We start from the raw sequence: 22644 nt of genomic DNA, 5'->3' as shown, positions 1-22644 counted from the left end.
CGACATGTAGTAACGGAGGGGTTGATGGCTATCGAAGTGGCGCCGCGAGAATTGGTGGCGCGTCGCCCATTTCCGGCGCGGCTGCAGCCAAAAGGCGCGTTGATCTACCGGCTGTTGACGACCACCGACCACAAGCTGATCGGCATCATGTATTGCGTCGCGTGCTTTGTGTTCTTTTTTGTGGGCGGGTTGCTGGCGTTGCTGATGCGCGCTGAGCTCGCCGCGCCCGGATTGCAGTTTTTGTCCAACGAGCAATTCAACCAGCTGTTCACCATGCACGGCACGATCATGCTGCTGTTTTACGCCACACCCATCGTGTTCGGGTTCGCTAATCTGGTGCTGCCGCTGCAAATCGGCGCACCCGATGTAGCGTTCCCGCGGCTTAATGCGTTGTCGTTTTGGTTGTTCGTGTTCGGCGCGCTGATCGCCATAGCGGGGTTCATCACCCCCGGTGGTGCCGCGGATTTCGGCTGGACCGCCTACACCCCGCTGTCCAACGCGGTGCAAAGTCCCGGCGCGGGAGCCGATCTGTGGATCCTGGGTTTGGCGGTCGGCGGGTTGGGCACCATCTTGGGTGCGGTCAACATGATCACCACGGTGGTGTGTCTGCGCGCGCCGGGGATGACGATGTTTCGGATGCCGATCTTTACCTGGAACATCTTGATCACCTCGATCATGGTGCTGATCATATTTCCCCTGCTGACCGCGGCGTTGTTCGGCCTAGCCGCCGATCGGCACCTGGGCGCTCACGTCTACGACCCGGCCAACGGCGGCGTAATTCTGTGGCAGCACCTGTTCTGGTTCTTCGGGCATCCCGAGGTCTATGTTGTCGCACTGCCGTTTTTCGGCATCATCAGCGAGGTGGTACCGGTGTTTGCCCGTAAACCGGTGTTCGACTACACCACGTTGGTCTATGCCACGATGAGCATCGCCGCACTGTCGACCGCGGTGTGGGCGCACCACATGTTCGCCACCGGCGCGGTGCTGCTGCCGTTCTTCTCCTTCATGAGCTATCTCATCGCGGTGCCGACCGGGATCAAATTCTTCAACTGGATCGGCACCATGTGGAAGGGGCAGCTGACTTTTGAAACCCCGATGCTGTTTGCGGTGGGCTTCTTGGTGACCTTCCTCCTCGGCGGCTTGTCGGGGGTGCTGCTGGCCAGCCCACCAATCGACTTCCACGTCACCGACACCTATTTCGTGGTCGCACACTTCCACTATGTGCTGTTCGGCACCATCGTGTTTTCCACCTTCGCCGGGGTCTACTTCTGGTTCCCAAAGATGACCGGCCGGCTCCTCGACGAGCGGTGGGGCAAGCTGCACTTCTGGCTGACCCTCATCGGCTTTCACACCACCTTTTTGGTACAACACTGGCTGGGCAACATGGGCATGCCCCGCCGCTACGCCGACTACCTGCCCACCCAGGGCTCCGGCGTTGTTGATTAGCAGGCTTGTGAGCTGGGGAATTGTGGATTGAGGAGGTCTAGGCGGCGGTTGGCGGTCAAAGCGGTGATCCGGCAGGCTTCGGCGATGTTGTCGGCGCCGTTGAGGCGGTGCAGATTGATCGCGGTGTTGCGTAGCGTTGCTAGGACCTGTGCGCCGTTTCCGGTATGTGCCCTTTGACGGTCTTCGTCGAAGGTGACGTCGCGTATCCAGTGCAGGCTGTTCTCGATTCCCCAGTGTTGACGCATCCAGGTCATGATCGCGGTAGGGCGGGCGTGCTCGAACGGCAGGCTGCAGATGGCATAGACCACCTCCACGCTGCGCTGGTCGGTGGCGGTGATCAAGCGTTCACGAGTGATCCGGATGATTTGTTTTGCGTAGGGGAAGCCGATTCCTCGTGCAGCGGTGATGATTTGCAGGGTGCGGGTCTCGACACGGCCGTGGTCGCGGGAGTCGTCGGTAGCGGCTGTGGGCACCTCGGCCCAGGGCAGCGCGGTGATACGCGCAAGTATTTTGGCTTGGTTGGACTTGACGATCATCAGGTAGTGCGACTTCAAGGTGGCGCAGATCAACTTCGCGGTGACGACCTGGGTATGCATCGCATCCACGGTGACCAGCCACCGCAAGCTACCCGGCAGCAGCGTGAGCAGGGCACGTACGCAGGGAATTTCATTGCTTTTCTCGGCGACAGCGAGTTGACCGAGCACCAATCGGGCACGGTGGGCGAACACCGACACGAGATGCGTGGCTGTCGCTTTGGCGCGTAAAGGCACCACGCAGCATCTTGCCGTCCAACGCGATCGGCACCAATCCACTGGGGTCGCTGCTGGCCACGTGTGCAGTGAAGTAACTGCCCATCCTGGCGTTGAGGTCGGAGGGGTCTAGCCGAGACAAAACATCGCGGAAGGTCTTCTCACTGGGCCGCCGGAACCGGACCCCTAATTAGGCCAACACATCATCGGGAGCGGTGGCCGCCCATGTGGCAAAACCAGCATAGCCGCGCATCCCCGCGGCAGTGGCCAGAACCGCGATCGCCAACAAAGCCATCAGCGAATACCTCCGACCGCGTGGGTCCCTCGGGTCCGGCACCGAGGCCAACACATCGAGAAACTCCGATCCGATGAGCTCGCTACGCTCACCAGGACTCCAGCGGTCGAACACCTCTGGAACCGACGACACAGGCAATACTGAAACGGTAGGCACGGGCAACTCCAGACCAACGACGAACAGTAACCAACTCGATCGTTCTCCAGAGAGCCCGTGCCTACACTCCGGCCCCAATAGCGCGGCACCAAAGATCATCAACCCAGCTCACAAGCCTGCTAATCAACAACGCCGGAGCCCTGCCTGCCCACCGACGGCTTCACCACATTCAATGTCGTGTCCACCATCGGGGCTTTCATTCTGGGTGCCTCGATGCTGCCGTTCGTGTGGAACGTGTTCAAAAGCTGGCGTTACGGCCAACCCGTGACCGTCGATGATCCCTGGGGACACGGCAACTCGTTGGAGTGGGCCACCAGCTGCCAACCGCCCCGACACAACTTCACCGAATTGCCCCGCATCCGTTCCGAGCGGCCCGCCTTCGAACTGCACTACCCCCACATGATCGACCGCATGCGCAGCGAATCGCACGTCCGACGACACACCGCCAACACCGACCAGAAAAGGGCGACGATCCCGACAACCTAGCGGCAGGATGCGCCGACCCGGCGATCAGCGTCAGGCACGTCGAGCCTGACGCTTCGCGACGTACGCCACAGGCGAGCCCTTCACGCCGCTGGCATGAACCCAATCTGGATCGCGAACTCTTGCCGAACAATTGGTCGAGTCTGGTGATTCAGCTCGCCCTATCGGTGCGGGAAATCTCTAAAGAGTAACGGCGACCCGCCGAGCGACGGTAGGTCTGTTCCGTGTTCCCGAGCCCCGAAGCTATTCGTTACTGCGATGAATCAGGTTGCAGCACAATGCTATTAGGTCAGCAGGTGGAGGAGCCCGGCGTGGTTGCATGCACAGCACCCAGCAGTTGCGGCCGGCACGTCGGCCTCATCGCGTCCCGAAGTATCGGAATGACTGCAACTAGCCGGGCCGATGGCCGCTGGATTCGATGCAGTCACGCTACGCCGCTGACCGTGACGGTCTGTGCCCTCAGGGCGGCGTCGGCGCGCCCCACCGGCTAAGGAGACTGGCCGCCTGCGTGGCCAGCTCATTGATCACCTCGCCGGCGGGGCGGATGGTCTCGAGCGTGCCAACGCCCTGCCCAGCGTTGATCGGCGCCTGCTGATAGTCCTCAGCGGCGACAGCCACACTCAATGCGGCACAAGCATTTTGATCGGCGCTAAGCGTGTCCTCGGCGCCGTCCCAACGATCGGTGAAACTGTTCTGCAATACTCGTTCGGGGACAGATGGTGGCCACGGGTAGCGCTGCGCGATGTCGTAGACGCGAGTCGTGACGGTGTCGGTGTCACCGGCTGCGAGCAGGGCGCGGCGGGCCTTGTCGGACAACAACGTTTCGGTGCAGGCGCAAAACGCGGTGCCCACCCAGGCTGCGGCGGCTCCTGCCGCGAGCACAGCGGCCACACCCCCCCGGTCGAAACCCCGCCAGCGGCCAGCACCGGAACGGGCAATTGATCGAGCAGGGCGGTGAGCAGCGGCAGCGCGCCGACGTGTGGCTGCCCATGGCCGCCGCCTTCGGCGCCGCGTGCGACGACGACATCGACTCCGGCCAGGACGGCACGATCGGCGCCGCGCAGATCGCTCACCTGCGTCGCCACCACCAGACCCGCGTCATGCGCACGCCGCACCCACTCCCAGGTGTCACCGAAGCTGACCGAGAGCAGAGTCGGCCTGACCGCGATCGCGGCATCGAGCAGCTCTGGCTGGCTCGATGCCATCCAGTCCACCAGGCCGATACCGAATGGTCGGCCCAATTCCGAGAGATAGCGAAGCTCCACCTCAAGCCGTTGTACAGAACCCGCACTGCCGATCCCGATCATGCCCAGCCCGCCCGCGCGCGACACCGCGGCGGCCAGTGCGCCGCCAGCCACACCGCCCATCGGGGCATTAACGATCGGCACATCGAGACCCATCGCGTGCGACCACTCAGTCGACAGCGCCCACCGCGCACTCATCGGACGCATCGATCAGTGACTTGCTGCTCAGGAATACGGTGGGTGATCGTCATCACAAGCGACGGGATGGTGCCGTGCCACTTTCGGTGGGACTGAGTGGCCTGCAGGTGGCACCAGTCACAGGCGACATGGTAGTGCAACTGCAGCAAGACGGCCAATGCCGGCGTCAGCAAACGACTCCCCGGGCGCCAGGAGGTCACTCCGATGTGAACCCTCCGGGTGCTGTCGCGTTGGGCATCTCTCACACGATCGACACCCTCCGCGGACGCCGCCGTATCCGGAAGACTCACACATTGATGCTATTCCTCCAAGTGGTATTAGAGTAATACTGACCGAGTGCCCTCCATCAGCGCTACCCGCACATTACGCCCGCCATTGGGGCGACGCGATCCCACCCTTCGGATGCCGCGCCGCTCAGCACAATTCCGCAATATCACCGGCCCGGACGACGACGCGGGCGTGCCGGCCAACGCGGTGCGATTCCGTGTCGACGCACTGGCGCGTATCGGACGTGTTGAGCAGCTGGTCGATAAAACCGTCGACCACGGCTGCCCTCCAGGGCTGTACCGGGCGATCCGCCGCAGGGATCCAAACGGCCCGATGCACGACTGGCTACTCACCCATATCCCCACCACCTCACTAAACACCGCCGCCGACGACCCGTCATCTGTTGCGAATAAGCTCGGTCACTTAGGGGGACCGGTGATGGTCGAGCATCATTGTCCATCAGCGCCGTCTACGACGCGCTCCATCGGCAAGCTGACAGACGTTCGTCATGACCGCGGTCTCACCCCTGAACTGTCCGCCTGCCGAATTGCTCTAATCCGCTTGCGCCACTGTGCATTCTACGATCCGGTCGAGACGTACGGCGCGCCGATCGGGGCCTTATGCCATGGACCGATGCGGGGCGTGCTCGCGGCGCTGCGCGCACCGGTGACTGTCAGCCGACTCGACGCATTCCTTGAGCCTGACCTGCGCGTCGCGCGTCTGTCATCCGTACCCGCGCCTGCTGTCCGGGGGCGCCGATACCGGCGCAGCGCCGGAGGACGGCACATGACGCCCAACCCGGCTACACGAGCGTGAGATGGTCGCCACGCCTGAACGTGACCGTGATGAATTCGGCCGCCCCCGCAACGCCCGCCCCCGAGACGCACTTGGGCGACCGCTGCCGCGCGGCAGTCAAGGGGTGGCGCGCACCCCAGATCACCTAGAGCTCCGGCCGACCGAAACCCTCGCCTATGGGCAGGATCTGCTCAACCGTGGCCTGGCATTCAATGCCCACGAGGTATTCGAGGCGGCGTGGAAGAACGGCCCAGACGACGAGCGGATACTCTGGCAAGGACTGGCCCAACTGGCCGTTGGCATCACCCACGTTCAGCGAGGCAACCGCAAGGGCGCCGCTGCCCTGCTGCGGCGCGCAGCGGCTCGCCTCGCCAACATCGCCCAGCCAGCACCGTACGCGGTCGACACCGCCGGTCTGATCGCCGCCGCAATCACGCTCGCCGACGACCTTGCCGAGGGTGCAACGATCACACCGACACGACTACGACTCCGGTTAGTTAACCCGGGATTATCGTCGACACACTGACCGAAACTACCCACACCCCAGATACCGCAGTGCTGTCCGGCGGGTGAGGTAAACCAAATCCGCCGGGCCCAACGAAGTCGCCGCGCGCCGTCCTCAGCCATGCTGGTCTCTACCGACATCGGGGCGGTCGGCTGTCAGGTGGCAAGGCTTAGCACGATCGCCCCCAGGACCAAGGCGACGACGCTCACCACGAGGTATAGCGCTTGTTTTGCCGTACGCGGTAACTGCTCGCCGGGCTCAAGTGCAACGACCGTGGCGAGGGCGATGCGGGGTGGCGAAGCGATGATGGCGATGGAGCCGGCGACGTTCTGGCCTGCAAGGGCGATCAAAGGATTTGCTCCGAGACTGGTGGCGGCGCTGGCGGTGCCTGCCGAGAACATCGCTGCGGCACCAGTGTTGGATCCGGTGAGGTAGCCGCCCAAGGCTCCGATCGCGGGGATCGCGGCCACGAAGCCGAGCCCGGAATGTGCGGCGGTGTCGGCGAGGTGCTGAGCCATGCCGGTGGCTGCCATGACGATGCCGAGCAGCATGAAGATCAGCGTGTTGCCCGCAACCGGCACCCACTTGCGGACGATCGTGCCGATCGCAGTCAGTTTCCGACGGTGGGGGGCTCTGAGTATGGACAGGCCGGCGAGGACTGCCATGTTGACCCACAGCGCGGGACTACTGACCCAGCTTGGCTGCTCGCTGGTGTCGGCGAGCTCGAGGCCGGCGGTGGCGAGCAAGATTCCGCAGCCGAGCACGAGGTAGGGAACCATGGCCACGGCCAGTTCAGGGCTCACGCGTGGCAGTGGGCCGTTCACAGACCAGGTCCGGATTAGCAGTACCGCGATGACAGCTGTACCCGCGATCACACCTGCCAGAGGCGGCCCGAGGGCGAGGTTGGCGGCCACCAACGTCGTTTCTTGTGTGAGGATGACGACTCCTGCTAGGCCAAGTTGGCGCACATTCGGGCGCCCGATGGTCAAGGCCAAGACTGCTGTCATACCCACCACCAATACAGGCAGTGTGAAGATTGCCGACCATACTCCCAGGTCGTTGAAGTTCTGGCCGCCGAGGTCGGCCGCTATTAACGTTCCGGGGGCAAGTGAGCCCCAGGGGACGAGAACCAGGCCAAGCAGTCCGACCATCACCGCCTTGATCGGCGCCAAACCGTGCCGGATTAGCAGGGGCGCGGTGATCACCACGCCCAGACCGAATCCGGTGACTGACTCCATCAGGGGAGTCATGCCATAGACCAGAAGAAGAAGAGTGGTGGTTCTGTCTGCGCCGGACTCGACCTGCTCTAGCCACGCGGAGATCCGTTCTTGGGCTCCGCTGAGGTTCATCGTCTCGGCCAGGCCCACCCCTCCGAGCAAAATGAACGCGACCATGGCGACCGTGGGCGCCATCGTCGAAACGGTGGTACCGACTTCGGTGTCGCTGATTCGATAGCAGGTGGTTGCCGCGATGAGGGCCGTGACGAATCCCCCCCACCCCGGCCCACAGTGAGGGAATCCGGAACATGAGCAGGACGAGCACAACTGCGATCGGGGCGACCGCGGCGAGTTCTTGGACAAAGGGGATCGTCCGCCTCAATAGTTCGGGAGCTGCGCCTCGAGAGCGATGTTGTCGGGGTCCCGAAACGGCAGGATCCATCCGTACTCGAATTCCTGTGCGGGTGTGAAGGTGGCCCCGACGTCGGTCAGTGTTTTGGTGAGCTGGCTCAGATCGTCGGTCGAGGCGACCTGGAAGCTCAGGTGGTCCAGTCCGGGGCGGGACTCCTCGAAGGATTCGGCTCGAGTGATGTCGTGGCGGCGCAGCACGATCAGCAGCCCACCCGGGAGGAGCCCGACGGCGACGTCGGTGGCGTCGCGACCTCGATTTATCTCCGTCCAGCCCAGTACCTGGGCATACCAAGCGGCACTGCGGTCGAGGTCGGTCACGGTAAGTGCGACGTGGGAGATTCCAGTAATAGCCATTGGTACTTTTTCCTGTTCTGTTTATCGAGTTGACGTGACGGAAGGTCGCGGTCTACAGGGTGGTGCCGATCGAGGCGGCGACGGTAGTCCCGGCTGATATGGCAGTGGCGAGATAGCGCCCGCGATTCGGTCAGCGAGGTTCTGCGGCCACGATTCACGGAAGGCTAACGGGAGGAATAAGGGCTGGTTCACCGTCGCTCCGACCACGAGGAGAACTTGAATCCAGAATGGGCAGAGTCGATCGCCGTACCCACCGCGACCAGGATGATAACCATCATGATGAAGTCGATATGCGCCTGAAGGATGGATCTGGGATTCACGCTCCCGAGCTTGCGTAGCGTGTGAGGTCGGAGATCGCCCAGGCCGATCGGCCACCCGAGCGGCGCACCCAATGCCAACAGCCACAGTCCAATTCGAGCCGGTCCTCTCACCAGCGTCCTCTGGTATGTCCACAACCCCGAAATGACAACACTGAGCCCGCTGATGCCGGAAGCGGGAGGGTCTGCGTGACGTCCTTGCGACAATCGCTACCAGCCATAGCAACTCGAAAATTGTTCAACGCGACGCGCCGGCGTTTGCGGAGGCGGGTAGCTACCGCCGCTGCTCATCGCTACACCGCTTCCCCGAGGAGCCGACCCGCGTCGAGGGTCGGATCTCCCTTGCGCCAGTTGCAAGCGCACAGTTCATCGGATTGCAGTGCGTCGAGGACCCGAAGAACCTCATCGACGTTGCGGCCGACCGATCCCGCGGTGACGGATACGAATTCAACAATGTTGTCGGGGTCGACGATGAATGTTGCGCGGTCAGCGACACCGTCAGCGTTGAGAACACCTGCGGCGGTGCTCAACTCGCGCTTCAGGTCGCTGGCCATCGGAAACGGCACTGTTCGAAGATCCTCGTTTTGTGCGCGCCACTGGAAGTGGACAAACTCGTTATCGACCGAGACACCAAGAATCTTGGTGTCTCGGTCCTCGAATTCGTCGTTCAGCTTCCCGAACGCCGCAATCTCGGTAGGACAGACGAATGTGAAGTCCTTGGGCCAGAAGAAAACAACGCGCCATAGACCTGGATGGTCGGTGCTGGATATTTGCGTGAAGTAGTCTGCGGGCGACTGTGCATTCACTGCCTTCAGATCGCCGCCGACGACCGCGGTCAAGGAATACTGCGGAAATTCATCACCGATGGTCAGAAGGGTCATGATCCTCAATCCTGTCCTGTCGTGGGTAATTGGGTTATCGGATGCACAAACCGACGTGCTGCGAGCGCGTCTCTCAGCTCAACCACACATGGCGCACCTTTGTCGCCCAGCCGCCGGAACGAGTTCCTCACCCGCTAATGGTGGACCCCAATGGCGTTGTGACTGAGATGAGTTGGGAGGACGGCCTCGCGAGACCACAGCCCGAATCCTGGCTTCGGGTGGGCAATTTGCCATATCGTGAGCCGGAGCGAGATGGCGTTGAGCCGCGGGAGCGCCATGTTCGGCGCGACGATCCCCAGCGGCAGCACCAGGTTGGCGAAACCGGACAAGGCCGAAGTGGCGTAGAGCGCCAGCATCACCAATCCGTGCATGGTGAGCAGCGGGTTGCACTGCTCGCCGCTCAGGAACTGCAGGCCCGGAATCGCCAGCTCGGCCAACGTCGACGGTGCCGTCAAGCGACCGATGAAGAGGAAGCATGCAGGCGGCGCAATCCATGGCACCGATCAACTTGTGATCGGTCGTTGTCGCCAACTTGCAGATCAGATTGCCCCGCAGCGCCGTCTGCTCCGGGAACGGACTCCCTGCTTGGCGTTTTCCGATTCGGGGCGCTTCGACAGCCATTAGATTCTCCCGGGTCCCATCCCAAGCGGTGTGACTTCCTCCTTCGCGATGACTACCGCACTCGGCCCGGACGCACCGCTGGATGCTACCGAGTGCAGTAGACAAAGTGTGATTCAGGCAACCGTGTATCCTATAGGAAATAACGATTTGAGGTAACAAGTAGCCGCGTACTCACGCTATACCGCGACCTTCGGTTCGCTGCACTCGGAGCATATTCGTGAAATCGTCTGATGAAACTACAATTTAACACTAGTACCACGTCGGCGACGATCCGATAACACCTAGTAAACTATAGTGAATAAGGTGTCCGTCGTGATGCGTTACCGGCTCATCTAAGCAAACCCTCCGCCATCGCACATGCTATGCAACGAGGAGTCTCGACTGATCCTGCCGACCCTCGGCGGCGGGGGTGGGCAGAGGCCCGTCGTAGGCCTTGGATGCCGGCCCTAAGAGATCGATGCCCGTCTTGATAGTGATCGGCTGCCGGAGGCTGACAACGAACCACAACACAGGCGCGAGGTGATCGTAGACGTGTTGTGCCAGTCGCCGATAGCCCGCGGTCATGGTCGCATAAGGATCGAGACCGAGCACTGGTGTCGGGAGGCGGTGGCGCGGCACAACGTGCGTCCGGTGTCGGTGGATGCCAGTGGTCGCCGAAGCACACGGCGGTCAGAGCGTCCCGTTTGTGGTCTGTCTCAGCTCACCCAGTGAACGATCGATCATGGTGTTTCGCGTTGGCATCGTCCAACTTCTTGATCGTTTAACGGGGGCGTCCCGGAAACGTGCGGCCAAGCCGACTATGTTGTGCTCGTGGTCTTCTCGTAGTTAATCAGACTCTCCTACAGCTCAGAGTGCGGTACGAACGGTGGCAGTGGCTGTCCGTCGGGCACCGCCCCGCGCCGTCTGGGCGGCGGCGTACAAACCGGACCTGTAGGCGCCGGTCCGGTTGACACCCGCACCCACCCCGAGCTCGCTGAGGTCATCGAGCGTCAGTCCCTACACGGGCAGCGTGCTAGGGGCGCGGGATACTGCGGCTAAGTTCGCGAACTCGGCACGGCCGAGGGCCGAGGGCCGTGGGCCGTGGGCGCGAAAATGCTGTCGGCGCTGACCTCGACGTAACGGAACGCGCGTTCGATCGTGATGGCGGTATCGGCACTCTGGTGAGGCCAATACGTGTCCACGCTGGCAGCGATGAACACCTTGAAGTTGCGCGATTTGATCGCAGCGACTTTGGCCAGCACAAATGAAAAGGTCATCGATCTAGACCATGCCGCGCTACGCGCATGCGCCGCCACGTGCGCAAGTCCGGCCGCGGAGGTGATCGTGATCCCGGCCAGCGCGCCACATTTCGGAGGAGGCCAAAGACAGGCATCGTCTTCCTCCCCGCCTATTGGAAGCGGTGACTCGGTCTCGTGTCGTACCGCAGATGCAGCTCTCTAAGAGTCATGCGTCGGGTAGCCAACCGCTTGCAGGGTGACAGCGAAAATCCTTATGCACGAGCGGCATTCCCAACAGTGTTCGTCAATGGGAAACAGTGCCTGTCCGCCGCAGTACGGGCAGTAGAAGAACTCCATATCCGTCTGGCTCGGTGAACCTCGACGGCGTGACACGCTCGCCCATCGAATCACTCAACGCCCTTGAGGAGTTCGGCGTCGTCGACCCTGCGGACCCAATCGGTGAACGTCTCGCCGGGTCGGCGATCGATGTCGAAACTACGCAGAAGCGTTTCAAGTAGTCGGGCAGATGGTCGGCAGCCACTCTGAGTCCGCGTACTTTACGGCCGAAGCCCACCGCGGCAGAGAGACCACCACCGAATTGGACGGTGAAACCCTCGACCTGTTCCCCCGCGGCGGTGGTGACGATCTATCCGCGTAACCCGATGTCCGCAGTTTGGATGCGCGCACACGAATTCGGGCACCCGTTGACGTTGATTGTGACCGGCTGCGCGTACTCCTGTAGGCGCTGTTCCAGTTCGGCGATGAGGGCGCGGGCGCGATCTTTAGTGTTGACGATCGCCAGCTTGCAAAACTCAATCCCGGTGCAGGCCATCGTCTGACGTCGAAACACGCTGGGATGGACTGGTAATTCCAGGCGGTCCAGAGCCGCGACGAGCGACGCGACACGTTTGTGAGGAATGTCGAGAACGATCAATTTCTGCTCAATCGTGGTGCGCACCTGTGCGGACCCGTGTTGTTCAGCCAGCTCAGCCAAATTCGTGAGCACGCTGCCCGACAGACGCCCAACGGTGGGCGCGACGCCAAGGTAGTAGCGGCCGTCCTTCTGGCGATGAATGCCGACGTGGTCGCGGCGGGTGGCGGTCATCGCTGCTGGCGGCGGTCCGTCGGGCAGGGGCCGTCCCAGATATTCGGTTTCGAGGACTTCGCGGAAGCGTTGCGCCCGCCAGTCGGCGACGAGAAACTTCAGGCGTGCCTTGGCCCGAGAGCGGCGATATCCATAGTCGCGGAACAACCCGGTAACCGCGGCCCACACTGTATCAACCTCGTCGGCCGCTACGAATGCTCCCAGTCGGGTGCCGAACATCGGGTTGGTCGACAATCCCCCGCCGCCCCAGAGGTCGAAGCCCACTGAATTGTCGGGACCCACAACACCGACAAAGGCGACGTCGTTGATCTCGTGCAGTGTGCACTGCTGAGCACAGCCAGAAATAGCGGTCTTGTACTTTCTGGGCAGGTTGGAGTAGGCGGGATCGCCGACAAACCGACCCAGTGAAGCCAACGCAGGGCTCGCATCGATGATCTCGTCGGCCGCGATGCCCGCTAGTGGGCAGCCCAGCATGTTGCGTGGGGTGTCTCCGCACGCCTCCGTGGTTGATAAACCGACAGCCTCGAGTGCTTCCCAGATCGCCGGAACGTCTTCAATGCTCACCCAATGCAGTTGAATATTCTACCGGTTTGTGATGTCGGCGCTGCCGCGAGCGTATTGGGTTGAGATAGTGCCGATTGTCCGCAACTGCGTGGTGCTCAGCCGACCTCCGGGTATACGGATACGCAGCATGAAGTATCGGTCCTCGAGGTCCTGTGGCGCGATGGTCGCTGTGGCCCCGCCGTCGATGCCGGGGCGACGCTGGGTGTACAGGCCATACCAGCGAAATCGTCCGCGCAGGTCCGATGGATCGATCGAGTCGAAACCGCGCCGCGCGTAGACATTGATGATCCGCTCACGCACCTGGAGGCCGTCATCGTCGCGCTTGAATCGTTCGGTGGCGTTGAGCGGCTCGCGGTAGCCACGCGCCCATTGGCCTTCACTTCGAGGACTCAGCTGCTGTGTGCGGTCCTTGCGCGCCGTGATCGTCTGCGCTCTGGCGCCGGGACCGGCCACCATCAGTGCATCCCAGCGATTAGTCGCGGGTCGAAGCGACAGACGATGTCCAAGGTCACGCTCGCCGGGATATGGTGTTGCATAGTGCAAGTATTGCATAACGCAATACGGCAAGATGGGATAGTGTTGGCTCAGAATCAGTGCGCTCGATGAACACTCGTGTTGGGGCTGTTCGTGGGTTGTCGAAGCAGGTCCTCGGCCAACGACCGTCAGCGGCCCCATAGTGGCCGTCAACTGGGACCCCTACCGGCGCGTTATGTGCTCACCTGGGTCTGTAGGGTCGCGTCCGAATACCGACGAGCAATGTTCAGATCTTTACCGCGGTTCATTGCCCAGGGCTCCGGCGTTGTTGATTAGCAGGCTTGTGAGCTGGGGAATTGTGGATTGAGGAGGTCTAGGCGGCGGTTGGCGGTCAAAGCGGTGATCCGGCAGGCTTCGGCGATGTTGTCGGCGCCGTTGAGGCGGTGCAGATTGATCGCGGTGTTGCGTAGCGTTGCTAGGACCTGTGCGCCGTTTCCGGTATGTGCCCTTTGATGGTCTTCGTCGAAGGTGACGTCGCGTATCCAGTGCAGGCTGTTCTCGATTCCCCAGTGTTGACGCATCCAGGTCATGATCGCGGTAGGGCGGGCGTGCTCGAACGGCAGGCTGCAGATGGCATAGACCACCTCCACGCTGCGCTGGTCGGTGGCGGTGATCAAGCGTTCACGAGTGATCCGGATGATTTGTTTTGCGTAGGGGAAGCCGATTCCTCGTGCAGCGGTGATGATTTGCAGGGTGCGGGTCTCGACACGGCCGTGGCCGCGGGAGTCGTCGGTAGCGGCTGCGGGCACCTCGGCCCAGGGCAGCGCGGTGATACGCGCAAGTATTTTGGCTTGGTTGGACTTGACGATCATCAGGTAGTGCGACTTCAAGGTGGCGCAGATCAACTTCGCGGTGACGACCTGGGTATGCATCGCATCCACGGTGACCAGCCACCGCAAGCTACCCGGCAGCAGCGTGAGCAGGGCACGTACGCAGGGAATTTCATTGCTTTTCTCGGCGACAGCGAGTTGACCGAGCACCAATCGGGCACGGTGGGCGAACACCGACACGAGATGCGTGGCTGTCGCTTTGGCGCGTAAAGCACCACGCAGCATCTTGCCGTCCAACGCGATCGGCACCAATCCACTGGGGTCGCTGCTGGCCACGTGTGCAGTGAAGTAACTGCCCATCCTGGCGTTGAGGTCGGCGGGGTCTAGCCGAGACAAAACAGCGCGGAAGGTCTTCTCACTGGGCCGCCGGAACCGGACCCCTAATTGGGCCAACACATCATCGGGAGCGGTGGCCGCCCATGTGGCAAAACCAGCATAGCCGCGCATCCCCGCGGCAGTGGCCAGAACCGCGATCGCCAACAAAGCCATCAGCGAATACCTCCGACCGCGTGGGTCCCTCGGGTCTGGCACCGAGGCCAACACATCGAGAAACTCCGATCCGATGAGCTCGCTGCGCTCACCAGGACTCCAGCGGTCGAACACCTCTGGAACCGACGACACAGGCAATACTGAAACGGTAGGCACGGGCAACTCCAGACCAACGACGAACAGTAACCAACTCGATCGTTCTCCAGATAGCCCGTGCCTACACTCCGGCCCCAATAGCGCGGCACCAAAGATCATCAACCCAGCTCACAAGCCTGCTAATCAACAACGCCGGAGCCCTGGTTCATTGCCGAGCCCACTGGCGCAGATTCGCGAAAACACCGAGATCGATCCAACAATGTGTAAATATCGCCGAGTTCGCGAACCTCGACCACATCACACAACAAACGACGCGCGATCTTGCCGCTTTCGCGAGTCATCCTGGCATTGACGCGTGGAATTGGAATTACCAACGCCGGCACCGTCAGCGTTGGTATCAGCGCCGCGAGCCGAAGGTGGCCTTGGCAATCTCGCCATCCCCACCCATATGTAGTGCACCACACCGCGTTGCTCTACGCTGGCGCCACGCTACGGACCGCCCGCGTTCGTTCAGTTGAGCGCCTAGCCACAGTGGGTAGCAAGCAATGATCGAAACCTGTTGGTGAGCCTCAATGAGGTGGCCTGGGCGCTACTTATTGTTGGAGAAATTGGCGATTGTTGGAGGGAATTCGTGGGTTCGCGGTGCTGTTCACCCATCCACGGCCAGCAGTGCTGAGCGCCCCAACGTCGTCTGGCTTGTCGAACGCTGACGCGGCCAACGCGTGGTCGTTTCCTTATGTCAACGACCTGCGATGTTAAGGCCAGTCGTCATACGGCTAGTCAATCGCCAGTATTTTTCTGAGCTCCGCTCGGCGGGTGTCGTCAAGGGGCAGCAACGGGCGGCGGGGATGCCCGACACCGTGGCCAAGCAGATCCAAGCCGGCTTTAATGGTCGTGGGTAGTCCGCCGTCAACGATGAAGCGCAGCAGCGGTGCGAGGTCGTCATAGATCTGTCGGGCATGTTCCTGTTCACCGTTGCGTACTGCGTCGTAGAGATCCAGACAGGGCTGCGGCCGGAGGCAAGGTGCAGCAGTGCACCACCCGGCGGCTCCTGCCGTCAATGCCTCAAGGACCAATGGGTTGCTGCCGTTGTAGAAGGGCAGCTCGCCGCCAGACAGTTGCTTGATGCGCTGCATCCGGGTGATGTCACCAGTGGACTCCTTGACCATGGTGACATTGTCGATGTCGCTGAACAGCTGCACCAACAATTCAGGTCGCATGTCGATGCCGCTGGTTGCAGGGTTGTTGTAGACCATGATTGGAAGACCGACCGCGGCGGCCACGCTCGCATAGTGCTGGGCGATCTCACCAAGGTTGAGTTTCCAGTAGGAGATGGGCAAGATCATCACGGCGTCGGCGCCGGCACGTTCGGCGTGCCGGGCTCGGCGGATGGTGTTGGCCGTGGTCAGATCTGAGGCTCCGACGATAACGGGCACCCGACCGTTAACGGTGCTTACGGTGGTGTCGACTACGGTGTCGAATTCTGCCTCGGTGAGATACGCCGACTCGCCAGTGCTGCCCAGGGGGGCGATGGCGTGGACGCCGGCGCTCACCAGTCGGTCAACGAGTCCGGCGAGCGTGCCGGTGTCGACATCTTCACCGTCAGTGGTAAAAGGAGTGATGGGATAAGCGATGATGCCGTGAATTTCGGTCATGACGTCGTAGTTCCTGTCGCAGTGGGTCAGTGGGTGAGCGCGTCTGGGTGGTGAATCAGAGCTCGCCGTGCGTAGTAGGCGAAGTTGGCCTGGCTCCTTTTGGGGGTCAGCGTCCAGTCATGCGCTTCGCGTGCCAGCCGATCGGGCAGCGGGGCGATGGTGCCGGCGGCCATGGCGGCCAGCTGCAGCTTGGCGCCCCGCTCGATCAGCATGGCCAGCGAGCAGGCTTCCTCGATACTGGCACCTGCCACCACATGGCCGTGATGTGCTAACAAGATGGCCTTCTTGTCGCCCAAGGCGCTTGAAATGATCTCGCCTTCTTCGTTGCCCACGGGCACACCCGGCCAGTCCGGTAAAAATGCGCAGTCGTCATACAGCGGCGCAATGTCCATCTGCGACACCACCAACGGCACCTCGAGCATGGACAGCGCCGCGACGTGGAAGGGGTGGGTATGCACGATGCAGTTGACATCGGGTCGGGCACGATAAATCCAGGAGTGGAACCGATTGGCAGGATTGGCCATTCCGTCCCCCTCGAGGACGTTGAGGTCTTCATCCACGACAAGCAGGTTGCCTGCGGTGATCTCATCGAACCCCAGGCCCAGGCGCTGGGTGTAGTAGGTGCCCGGCCGTTCGGCGCGCGCGGTGATCTGCCCGGCCAGGCCCGAATCGTGACCGGCGTCAAACAAGGACCGGCACGTCAGCGCCAGTTTCTCCTGAGTAGTCCACTCGGACTCGCCGACGTGGCGTGTCAAATTGTCCTGAGCGCGCTGCATCAAATCGCTCTTCGTGTCGTGCATAGTGCTGGTCATCTCACTACTCCCATCTTCCGCCTCGGACGATGACACTAAATCTAGCATACGACACATTGTGTCCTACCGTCAATGCGGTAGGGTCGTCGTGTGGCCGGTGTGTTACGTACGGTGCGCCAACAGCGCGGGATGACCTTGGACGAGCTGGCGACTGGCACGGGGTTGACCAAGAGTTACCTATCCAAGGTCGAGCGTGGACACAGCGTCCCGTCCATCGCGGCCGCACTCAAAATCTCGCGGGCCCTCGACGTCGATGTCGCACAACTCTTCTCCGAAGATCCCGAGGTCACTACACTATCCGTTGAGCGGGTAGCCGACCGCGGCGGCGAACGCCAACACGCGATTGCAGCCAACATGCTCGGCAAGACGATGGCACCGTTCGTCGTACACCCCGGCCGCCAGTTCACCTCCCATCCACATCCCACACACCCGGGCCAAGAGTTTGTGTTCGTCCACTCCGGTACGGTGGAACTCAACCACGACGCCCACATCATCCTGCTGGAGACCGGAGACTGCGCCTACTTCGATGCCTCCGCGCCCCACAAACTCCGTCAGGTGGGTGATCAGCCCGCGGCGGTGATCGTGGTGGCTCACCACACCCCCGCCTTACGCCGCGGATCAACACGCAACGGTTCTGCGACAACAGCGCTGCGAACCAAAAGAATCGACCCCACCTCCTGACCACACGGAGATTCGACTCAGAAAGTCCGCGGTATCCAAACCTCGGGCGCGCGCTGTGTGAATCCGTCCCAGCACGTGGCGGGCGCGGCGGCGCTTCGTGCGCTGAAGGGGCGCGATACGACGATGGGCCCCGCATTACACAGCTTTTGCGCAGTGGTCCCGTAGTTGTGCGACTCTGCTGCCCAACCGTTCGGGCGCTAAACAGATCATTCGCAAGCTCACTGGGGGCACAAACTCGATGGAGCCGGCCAGGAACTGGCCGAGGAGTGCCAACATCTAGAGATCACCGAGTCGACGCGGCATCGTGGCTTGCCCAGTATGGCGGCAAAGACCGACAACGCCAAATGGCTCAAAGAACTCAAGGCTGAGAACGCCAGGGTCGAGAAGTTGGCCGCCAACTCGGCCCTCGGCATCGACATACTCACGGAGATTTGAGCGGATAGCTTTTCTGACCCGAACCGCAAGCGTAGTGCGGTTGCGATGCTGCGTGAGCGGTTCGGGGTGTCCGAGCGACCACGCCCGCACGGTCGTGAGTCTGCGCCGTTCCACGATGCGTCCTGACGCGATCCCCGATCACTACTGAGAATGGTCGAGCTGGGGGCCTGGCTGCGCCGCTTCTCCACCGATCCGCCTCGATGGGGGTACCGACGAGCCGGCCAAGATGGCCCGTCGGCCGCTGGCAAGTCAACGACAAGCCGATCGGCTGGCTGTGGCGTGCGGAAAGCCTGCGGGTCCCGCAGCGCCGCAAGGAAAAGGGTTGACCGGTGTCGGTATCGCGGCGGGCGCGATCTCACCGATTCGTCCGAAAGCGATTTTGGCGATGGACTTTCAGTTCGACACGACCGTCGATGGCCACACCAAATAAGACGTTGAACGTCATCGACCAGGTCACTCGCCGAGATCCTCGCGATCGAGTCGATCGGTCCAACGATGCCGACGGTGTCGATGGCGTCTTGGATTCTGTGGTCCTCACGCACGGGCTCCGCACTATGTGCGCTTCGACAACGGTCTCGAATTCGCAGCGCACGCCGTGAAGCGATGGGTGCCGATTCAACAGTGGTCGGTCCACTGTTCATCGATCCCAGCTCGCTGGAGATGACCAACTAACTCCACACGAGTTCGTCAGCAGTGGACTGCTGCCCGACAATCTCAAGCCGCACAGCGACGCGCCGACAAACGGGCCGCAACTTTTGGCTGCAGTGCGCCACCGGTTCGGATTGGTGCGTCTCGCTGGCCGAACGCTCAGCCTGACCCGGATGACGCAGCTCAACTGCCTGAAGAGCCGTTGGCCGGCTTCGCATGGTTTCGCATCGAACAAACGCCGAGTGACAATAGTGAGGTGGGCGTGGATCGGCGGGCTGCACCGTGGTTTGAGATTGGGACTGGGTTAGCGGTGCATCGAGGGCCGATCGGCGCGGGTTGCGCCCATCGGCATGCCGCCTTTTAGATTGCGATCGGAAACGGGCACAACGTTGCCGTTCTCGACGGTCGCGGTTACCGGCATCGATCATCGCTGCTGGTGATCGCGCCGATGGTCGAGCATTGCTTGCAGGCGTCGGTCGACGTGACGACGTACTTCGTGGACCCGCACTGCACGCTCGCCGACGAGTTGCGTCACCATCACGGCGCTGGGATCAGCGCAGCACCAGAACTGCGTGAGTTGCTTGTTGGCGGCATTTCAGACCCATGGCGGAGGCCGTCGACCGAACTGGCCCCCCGCTTGGTCGAGGCGCTCTCAGCGCTGAGCGAGAACAGCGTGCCGCTGCTGGCGGTTGCTGCGCAGGTGGGCCTGTCGGCCCAGAGGTTGCGCGCGTTGGCGCGGCGCGATCTCGGCATGCCGCTCACGCGCTGGCGCGTGTGGACGCGTCTTCGCCGCGCTGCGCAAGCGGTGCAGGCGGGTCAGTCGCTCGCCGACGCCGCGGTCACCGCAGGTTTCTCCGACCAAGCGCACCTCACCCGCCAGATGCGCGAAATGATGGGCCTGACACCGGCGACTGTTTTGCCACTGCTGCGGCATCACTTCTTGGATGCGACGTAGATCGATATCGATCCGCTAATAGTGGAGACCACGTCGGCCTCGCGCATGTCCTGGAAGTTCGCTTCGGACAATAAATCCGGCAGGATCGCGTCGGCGTTGGGTTGGGTGTCGGTCTTGCCGTCGGCAAGTTGCACGATGCGGAAGGCGGTGCGCATGAGCCAGGTGCGCTGCCAACCGTAGTCCGCGATGACCAGCCGGCCACCAGGCCGCAACGCCGCGAACATGGCGGCGATGATCGCCTGTTTTGTCGGCATCGGGCACTGATGCAGCACCAGACTAGACACCATGGCGTCGGCTGATTCGGCGGACACAACCGCGCCTAGGTCATCGCCCATCGCAGTGCGCCAATCCACCTGAACACCAACGGCATCTGCCTTACGCGCAGCGATTGCCAGCACGGCGGCGTCCGGGTCGACACCGATGACGCGGGCCTGCGGTTGGATGCGGCCGATCAGCACCGCAAGAGAACCGGTGCCACACCCGACGTCGACGATGACATCGCCCCGCCGAGGCGCTAAGTGCGCGACGGCAATTGTGCGCCAAAGACGTTCGCGCGTAAGTGTGATCAGGGGATCGTAAATAAAGGTAGGCGCGAATCGGCCCGCGGCCGGCGTGAAGGAGCTCATGTCCTCGAGCATCGATAGGGGCACGGTGCCCGTCTAGAACGAACCGCTCTCACACCGCGGCCGACCACCTCGCACAGTGAATCATCGAATCGGGTCCGCTCGATAGTGGACCACGACCACCAACCTCAACCTGCATAGTGACTGGACCACCAAAATGGGTCCCCCTCAATAAGATCCGTCGCGCCGAGTTAATGGAATACACCCAGCTGGTCGGCAGCTGACTGCAAGTGTTCAGGGTTGCTAGAATGCAAGGCTCATGTTGCCGTGGTTTGACCAGCGACGGCGATGCCGTCTGTGTCAGGGGCATTGTCGTCTCTCGGCTGCTAGTGCGTTAATCGCGGCGGTTACTCCGGCTCCGTAGACGCGATCCGCTTGTGTGCAGTTATCGATGTGACGTTGCTTGATTTCGTCCGACGCGCCGCTGATGGCGCGGGCGGTGTTGTCGAAGAGGGCTTGCTGCTGTTGTTTATTCATCCGCCGGAACAGGTTGCCAGGTTGCTCGAAGTAGTTGTCGTCGTCTTTGCGGAAGTTCCAGTGATCGACGCTTCCCGCGATACCCAGACTGGGCTCACCGAAGTCGGGCTGTTCGGTCCACGCGCCAACACTGTTAGGTTCGTAGCCGATGGTGGAGCCGGCGTTGGCATCAACCCGCATGGCGCCGTCGCGGTGGTAGTTGGCAACTGGACAGCGGGCGGCATTGACAGGGATTAAATGGTGGTTGACACCGAGTCGGTAGCGCTGGGTGTCGCCGTAGGAGAACAGTCTGCCCTGCAGCATTTTGTCTGGCGAGAAGCCGATACCGGGAACGATGTTGGCGGGGTTGAAGGCGGCTTGCTCGACTTCGGCGTAGTAGTTCTGTGGGTTGCAATTCAGTTCAAGCTGACCGACCTCGATGAGCGGGTAATCGGCTTTCGGCCACACCTTCGTCAGATCGAAGGGGTGATAGGGCACGGTGGTGGCATCGGCTTCGGGCATCGCCTGGATGTAAAGGGTCCAACGGGGATAGTCTCCGTCCTCTATCGCCGTAAAGAGATCGCGTTGGTGGCTTTCCCGGTCGCGTCCGATGAGATCTTCGGCCTCGTCGTCGGTGAGGTTCTTGATGCCCTGGTGGGTGCGCCAGTGAAATTTCACCCAGTGTCGTTCGTTGTCGACGTTGAGCATGCTGAAGGTGTGTGAGCCGAAGCCGTGCATATGCCGGTAGCTGGCCGGGATTCCGCGGTCGCTCATCACGATGGTGACCTGATGCAGCGCCTCGGGTAGCAACGTCCAGAAGTCCCAGTTGTTCTGTGGGCTGCGAAGATTGGTGCGTGGATCGCGCTTGACTGCGTGATTGAGGTCGGGAAACTTCAGCGGATCACGCAGAAAGAACACTGGGGTGTTGTTACCGACCAGATCCCAGTTGCCCTGATCGGTGTAGAGGCGCACCGCGAATCCGCGGATGTCGCGTTCAGCGTCGGCGGCCCCGCGTTCTCCAGCCACAGTGGAGAACCGAACGAAGGACTCCGTTGTCTTGCCGACAGCGGCAAAGACTGAGGCTCGCGTATAACGGGTGATGTCCTTGGTGACGGTAAACGTTCCGTAGGCTCCAGAACCTTTGGCGTGCATGCGGCGCTCCGGGATGACTTCGCGATCGAAGTGCGCCATCTTCTCCAGGAACCACACGTCCTGCAACAGCACGGGACCGCGAGGCCCAGCGGTCAGAGTGTTCTGGTTATCGATGACCGGGCTGCCCGCGGCAGTGGTCAACGTGGCATATCGGTTGTCTTTCGTCATCGGGATCTCCTTGAATGTTGGCTATGGCCAGGAAGGCTTTTAGTAACCGACTCTCCACGTCCAGCGAATGCGCCAGTGAGGGTGGACACCAACGTTGTGCCCCCTTTACGTCTGGCTTTGGCGGTGGTGGGCCGACCGCCTACAACGTTGAACTGCGGGGGAAGATGTCAGACACGTTTCCGATCACCAGCCCGCGTCGGATCAGCCTGCGGCGCGACGAGCGCATCAAATGATGCTTGATATCGTCACTTCTCTCAGTTCCGTACTGACACACCACCCATGGTG

Annotated in this window: 15 protein-coding genes and 6 pseudogenes; 7 read left to right on the top strand and 14 right to left on the bottom strand. The window is 61.9% G+C overall.

Annotated features, from left to right (window positions below; translation table 11 throughout):
• Positions 1-24 precede the first annotated feature (24 nt).
• Positions 25-1428, top strand: a pseudogene (locus CKW46_RS07270) (cbb3-type cytochrome c oxidase subunit I); the annotation flags it as partial.
• Between the two features lie 14 nt (positions 1429-1442).
• On the opposite strand, the pseudogene CKW46_RS07265 reads toward CKW46_RS07270, so the two are convergent.
• Positions 1443-2646 (bottom strand): annotated as a pseudogene (locus CKW46_RS07265) (ISAs1-like element IS2404/ISMul1 family transposase).
• 144 nt (positions 2647-2790) lie between these two features.
• Between CKW46_RS07265 and CKW46_RS07260 the strand changes: the two are divergent.
• Positions 2791-3132 (top strand): annotated as a pseudogene (locus CKW46_RS07260) (cytochrome ubiquinol oxidase subunit I); the annotation flags it as partial.
• A 456-nt stretch (positions 3133-3588) separates the two neighbouring features.
• Here the strand turns inward: CKW46_RS07260 and CKW46_RS07255 are convergent.
• A pseudogene (locus tag CKW46_RS07255) lies at positions 3589-4571 on the bottom strand (NAD(P)H-dependent flavin oxidoreductase).
• Positions 4572-4907: 336 nt separating this feature from the next.
• Here CKW46_RS07255 and CKW46_RS07250 point away from each other — a divergent pair.
• Complete coding sequence (locus CKW46_RS07250) at positions 4908-5654, top strand: helix-turn-helix transcriptional regulator (RefSeq protein ID WP_499018982.1); 747 nt, start codon at positions 4908-4910, stop codon at positions 5652-5654.
• A gap of 1 nt (position 5655) precedes the next feature.
• Positions 5656-6159, top strand: a complete 504-nt coding sequence (locus tag CKW46_RS07245; protein ID WP_240274272.1) for a DUF309 domain-containing protein — start codon at positions 5656-5658, stop codon at positions 6157-6159.
• 134 nt (positions 6160-6293) lie between these two features.
• Here the strand turns inward: CKW46_RS07245 and CKW46_RS07240 are convergent, their stop codons facing one another.
• From CKW46_RS07240 to CKW46_RS07195, 10 genes and pseudogenes are all read right to left on the bottom strand, one after another.
• Positions 6294-7550, bottom strand: coding sequence for an L-lactate permease (locus tag CKW46_RS07240; RefSeq protein ID WP_499018980.1), 1257 nt, complete (start codon positions 7548-7550; stop codon positions 6294-6296).
• 183 nt (positions 7551-7733) lie between these two features.
• Positions 7734-8120, bottom strand: coding sequence for a VOC family protein (locus CKW46_RS07235; protein ID WP_117438165.1), 387 nt, complete (start codon positions 8118-8120; stop codon positions 7734-7736).
• A 610-nt stretch (positions 8121-8730) separates the two neighbouring features.
• Positions 8731-9318 carry a peroxiredoxin gene (locus CKW46_RS07230; protein ID WP_015354582.1) on the bottom strand — a complete coding sequence of 196 codons (588 nt, stop codon included), beginning with the start codon at positions 9316-9318 and terminating at the stop codon, positions 8731-8733.
• 134 nt (positions 9319-9452) lie between these two features.
• Positions 9453-9755, bottom strand: a complete 303-nt coding sequence (locus CKW46_RS07225; protein WP_240274273.1) for a cbb3-type cytochrome c oxidase subunit I — start codon at positions 9753-9755, stop codon at positions 9453-9455.
• 1218 nt (positions 9756-10973) lie between these two features.
• Entirely contained in the window at positions 10974-11234 is a 261-nt protein-coding gene (locus CKW46_RS07220; RefSeq protein WP_499018979.1) for a hypothetical protein, read from the bottom strand.
• Positions 11235-11563: 329 nt separating this feature from the next.
• A pseudogene (locus CKW46_RS07215) lies at positions 11564-13281 on the bottom strand (nitrite/sulfite reductase).
• A 350-nt stretch (positions 13282-13631) separates the two neighbouring features.
• On the bottom strand, positions 13632-14834 hold the full coding sequence (locus tag CKW46_RS07210) for an ISAs1-like element IS2404/ISMul1 family transposase (protein WP_482053377.1): 1203 nt from the start codon (positions 14832-14834) through the stop codon (positions 13632-13634).
• 119 nt (positions 14835-14953) lie between these two features.
• Positions 14954-15115: a hypothetical protein gene (locus tag CKW46_RS07205; protein WP_482053011.1), complete on the bottom strand. Its 162-nt coding sequence runs from the start codon at positions 15113-15115 to the stop codon at positions 14954-14956.
• A 435-nt stretch (positions 15116-15550) separates the two neighbouring features.
• A complete protein-coding gene (locus CKW46_RS07200; RefSeq protein WP_015354578.1) occupies positions 15551-16429 on the bottom strand; it encodes a dihydrodipicolinate synthase family protein in 879 nt (292 codons plus the stop codon).
• Positions 16430-16455: 26 nt separating this feature from the next.
• Complete coding sequence (locus tag CKW46_RS07195) at positions 16456-17241, bottom strand: aldolase (protein ID WP_015354577.1); 786 nt, start codon at positions 17239-17241, stop codon at positions 16456-16458.
• Between the two features lie 90 nt (positions 17242-17331).
• Between CKW46_RS07195 and CKW46_RS07190 the strand changes: the two genes are divergently transcribed.
• The 3 genes and pseudogenes from CKW46_RS07190 to CKW46_RS07180 all read left to right on the top strand — a co-directional run bounded on the left by CKW46_RS07190 (position 17332) and on the right by CKW46_RS07180 (position 19960).
• Positions 17332-17922 (top strand): helix-turn-helix domain-containing protein, encoded by a 591-nt coding sequence (locus tag CKW46_RS07190; RefSeq protein WP_015354576.1) that lies wholly within the window; start codon positions 17332-17334, stop codon positions 17920-17922.
• Positions 17923-18097: 175 nt separating this feature from the next.
• A pseudogene (locus CKW46_RS07185) lies at positions 18098-19011 on the top strand (transposase family protein); the annotation flags it as partial.
• A 430-nt stretch (positions 19012-19441) separates the two neighbouring features.
• A complete protein-coding gene (locus tag CKW46_RS07180; protein ID WP_252872580.1) occupies positions 19442-19960 on the top strand; it encodes a helix-turn-helix domain-containing protein in 519 nt (172 codons plus the stop codon).
• Here the strand turns inward: CKW46_RS07180 and CKW46_RS07175 are convergent.
• Both CKW46_RS07175 and CKW46_RS07170 read right to left on the bottom strand, forming a co-directional pair.
• Entirely contained in the window at positions 19939-20598 is a 660-nt protein-coding gene (locus tag CKW46_RS07175; RefSeq protein WP_117437207.1) for a class I SAM-dependent methyltransferase, read from the bottom strand. The genes CKW46_RS07180 and CKW46_RS07175 overlap by 22 nt on opposite strands.
• 285 nt (positions 20599-20883) lie before the next feature.
• On the bottom strand, positions 20884-22359 hold the full coding sequence (locus tag CKW46_RS07170; protein WP_117437208.1) for a catalase: 1476 nt from the start codon (positions 22357-22359) through the stop codon (positions 20884-20886).
• Positions 22360-22644: the final 285 nt, after the last annotated feature.

The organism is Mycobacterium liflandii (genome assembly GCF_022354805.1).
GTDB classification, from domain to species: domain Bacteria; phylum Actinomycetota; class Actinomycetes; order Mycobacteriales; family Mycobacteriaceae; genus Mycobacterium; species Mycobacterium marinum.
Note: the sequence above shows the minus strand (reverse complement) of the source record. Positions and strands in the feature narration are given on the sequence as shown.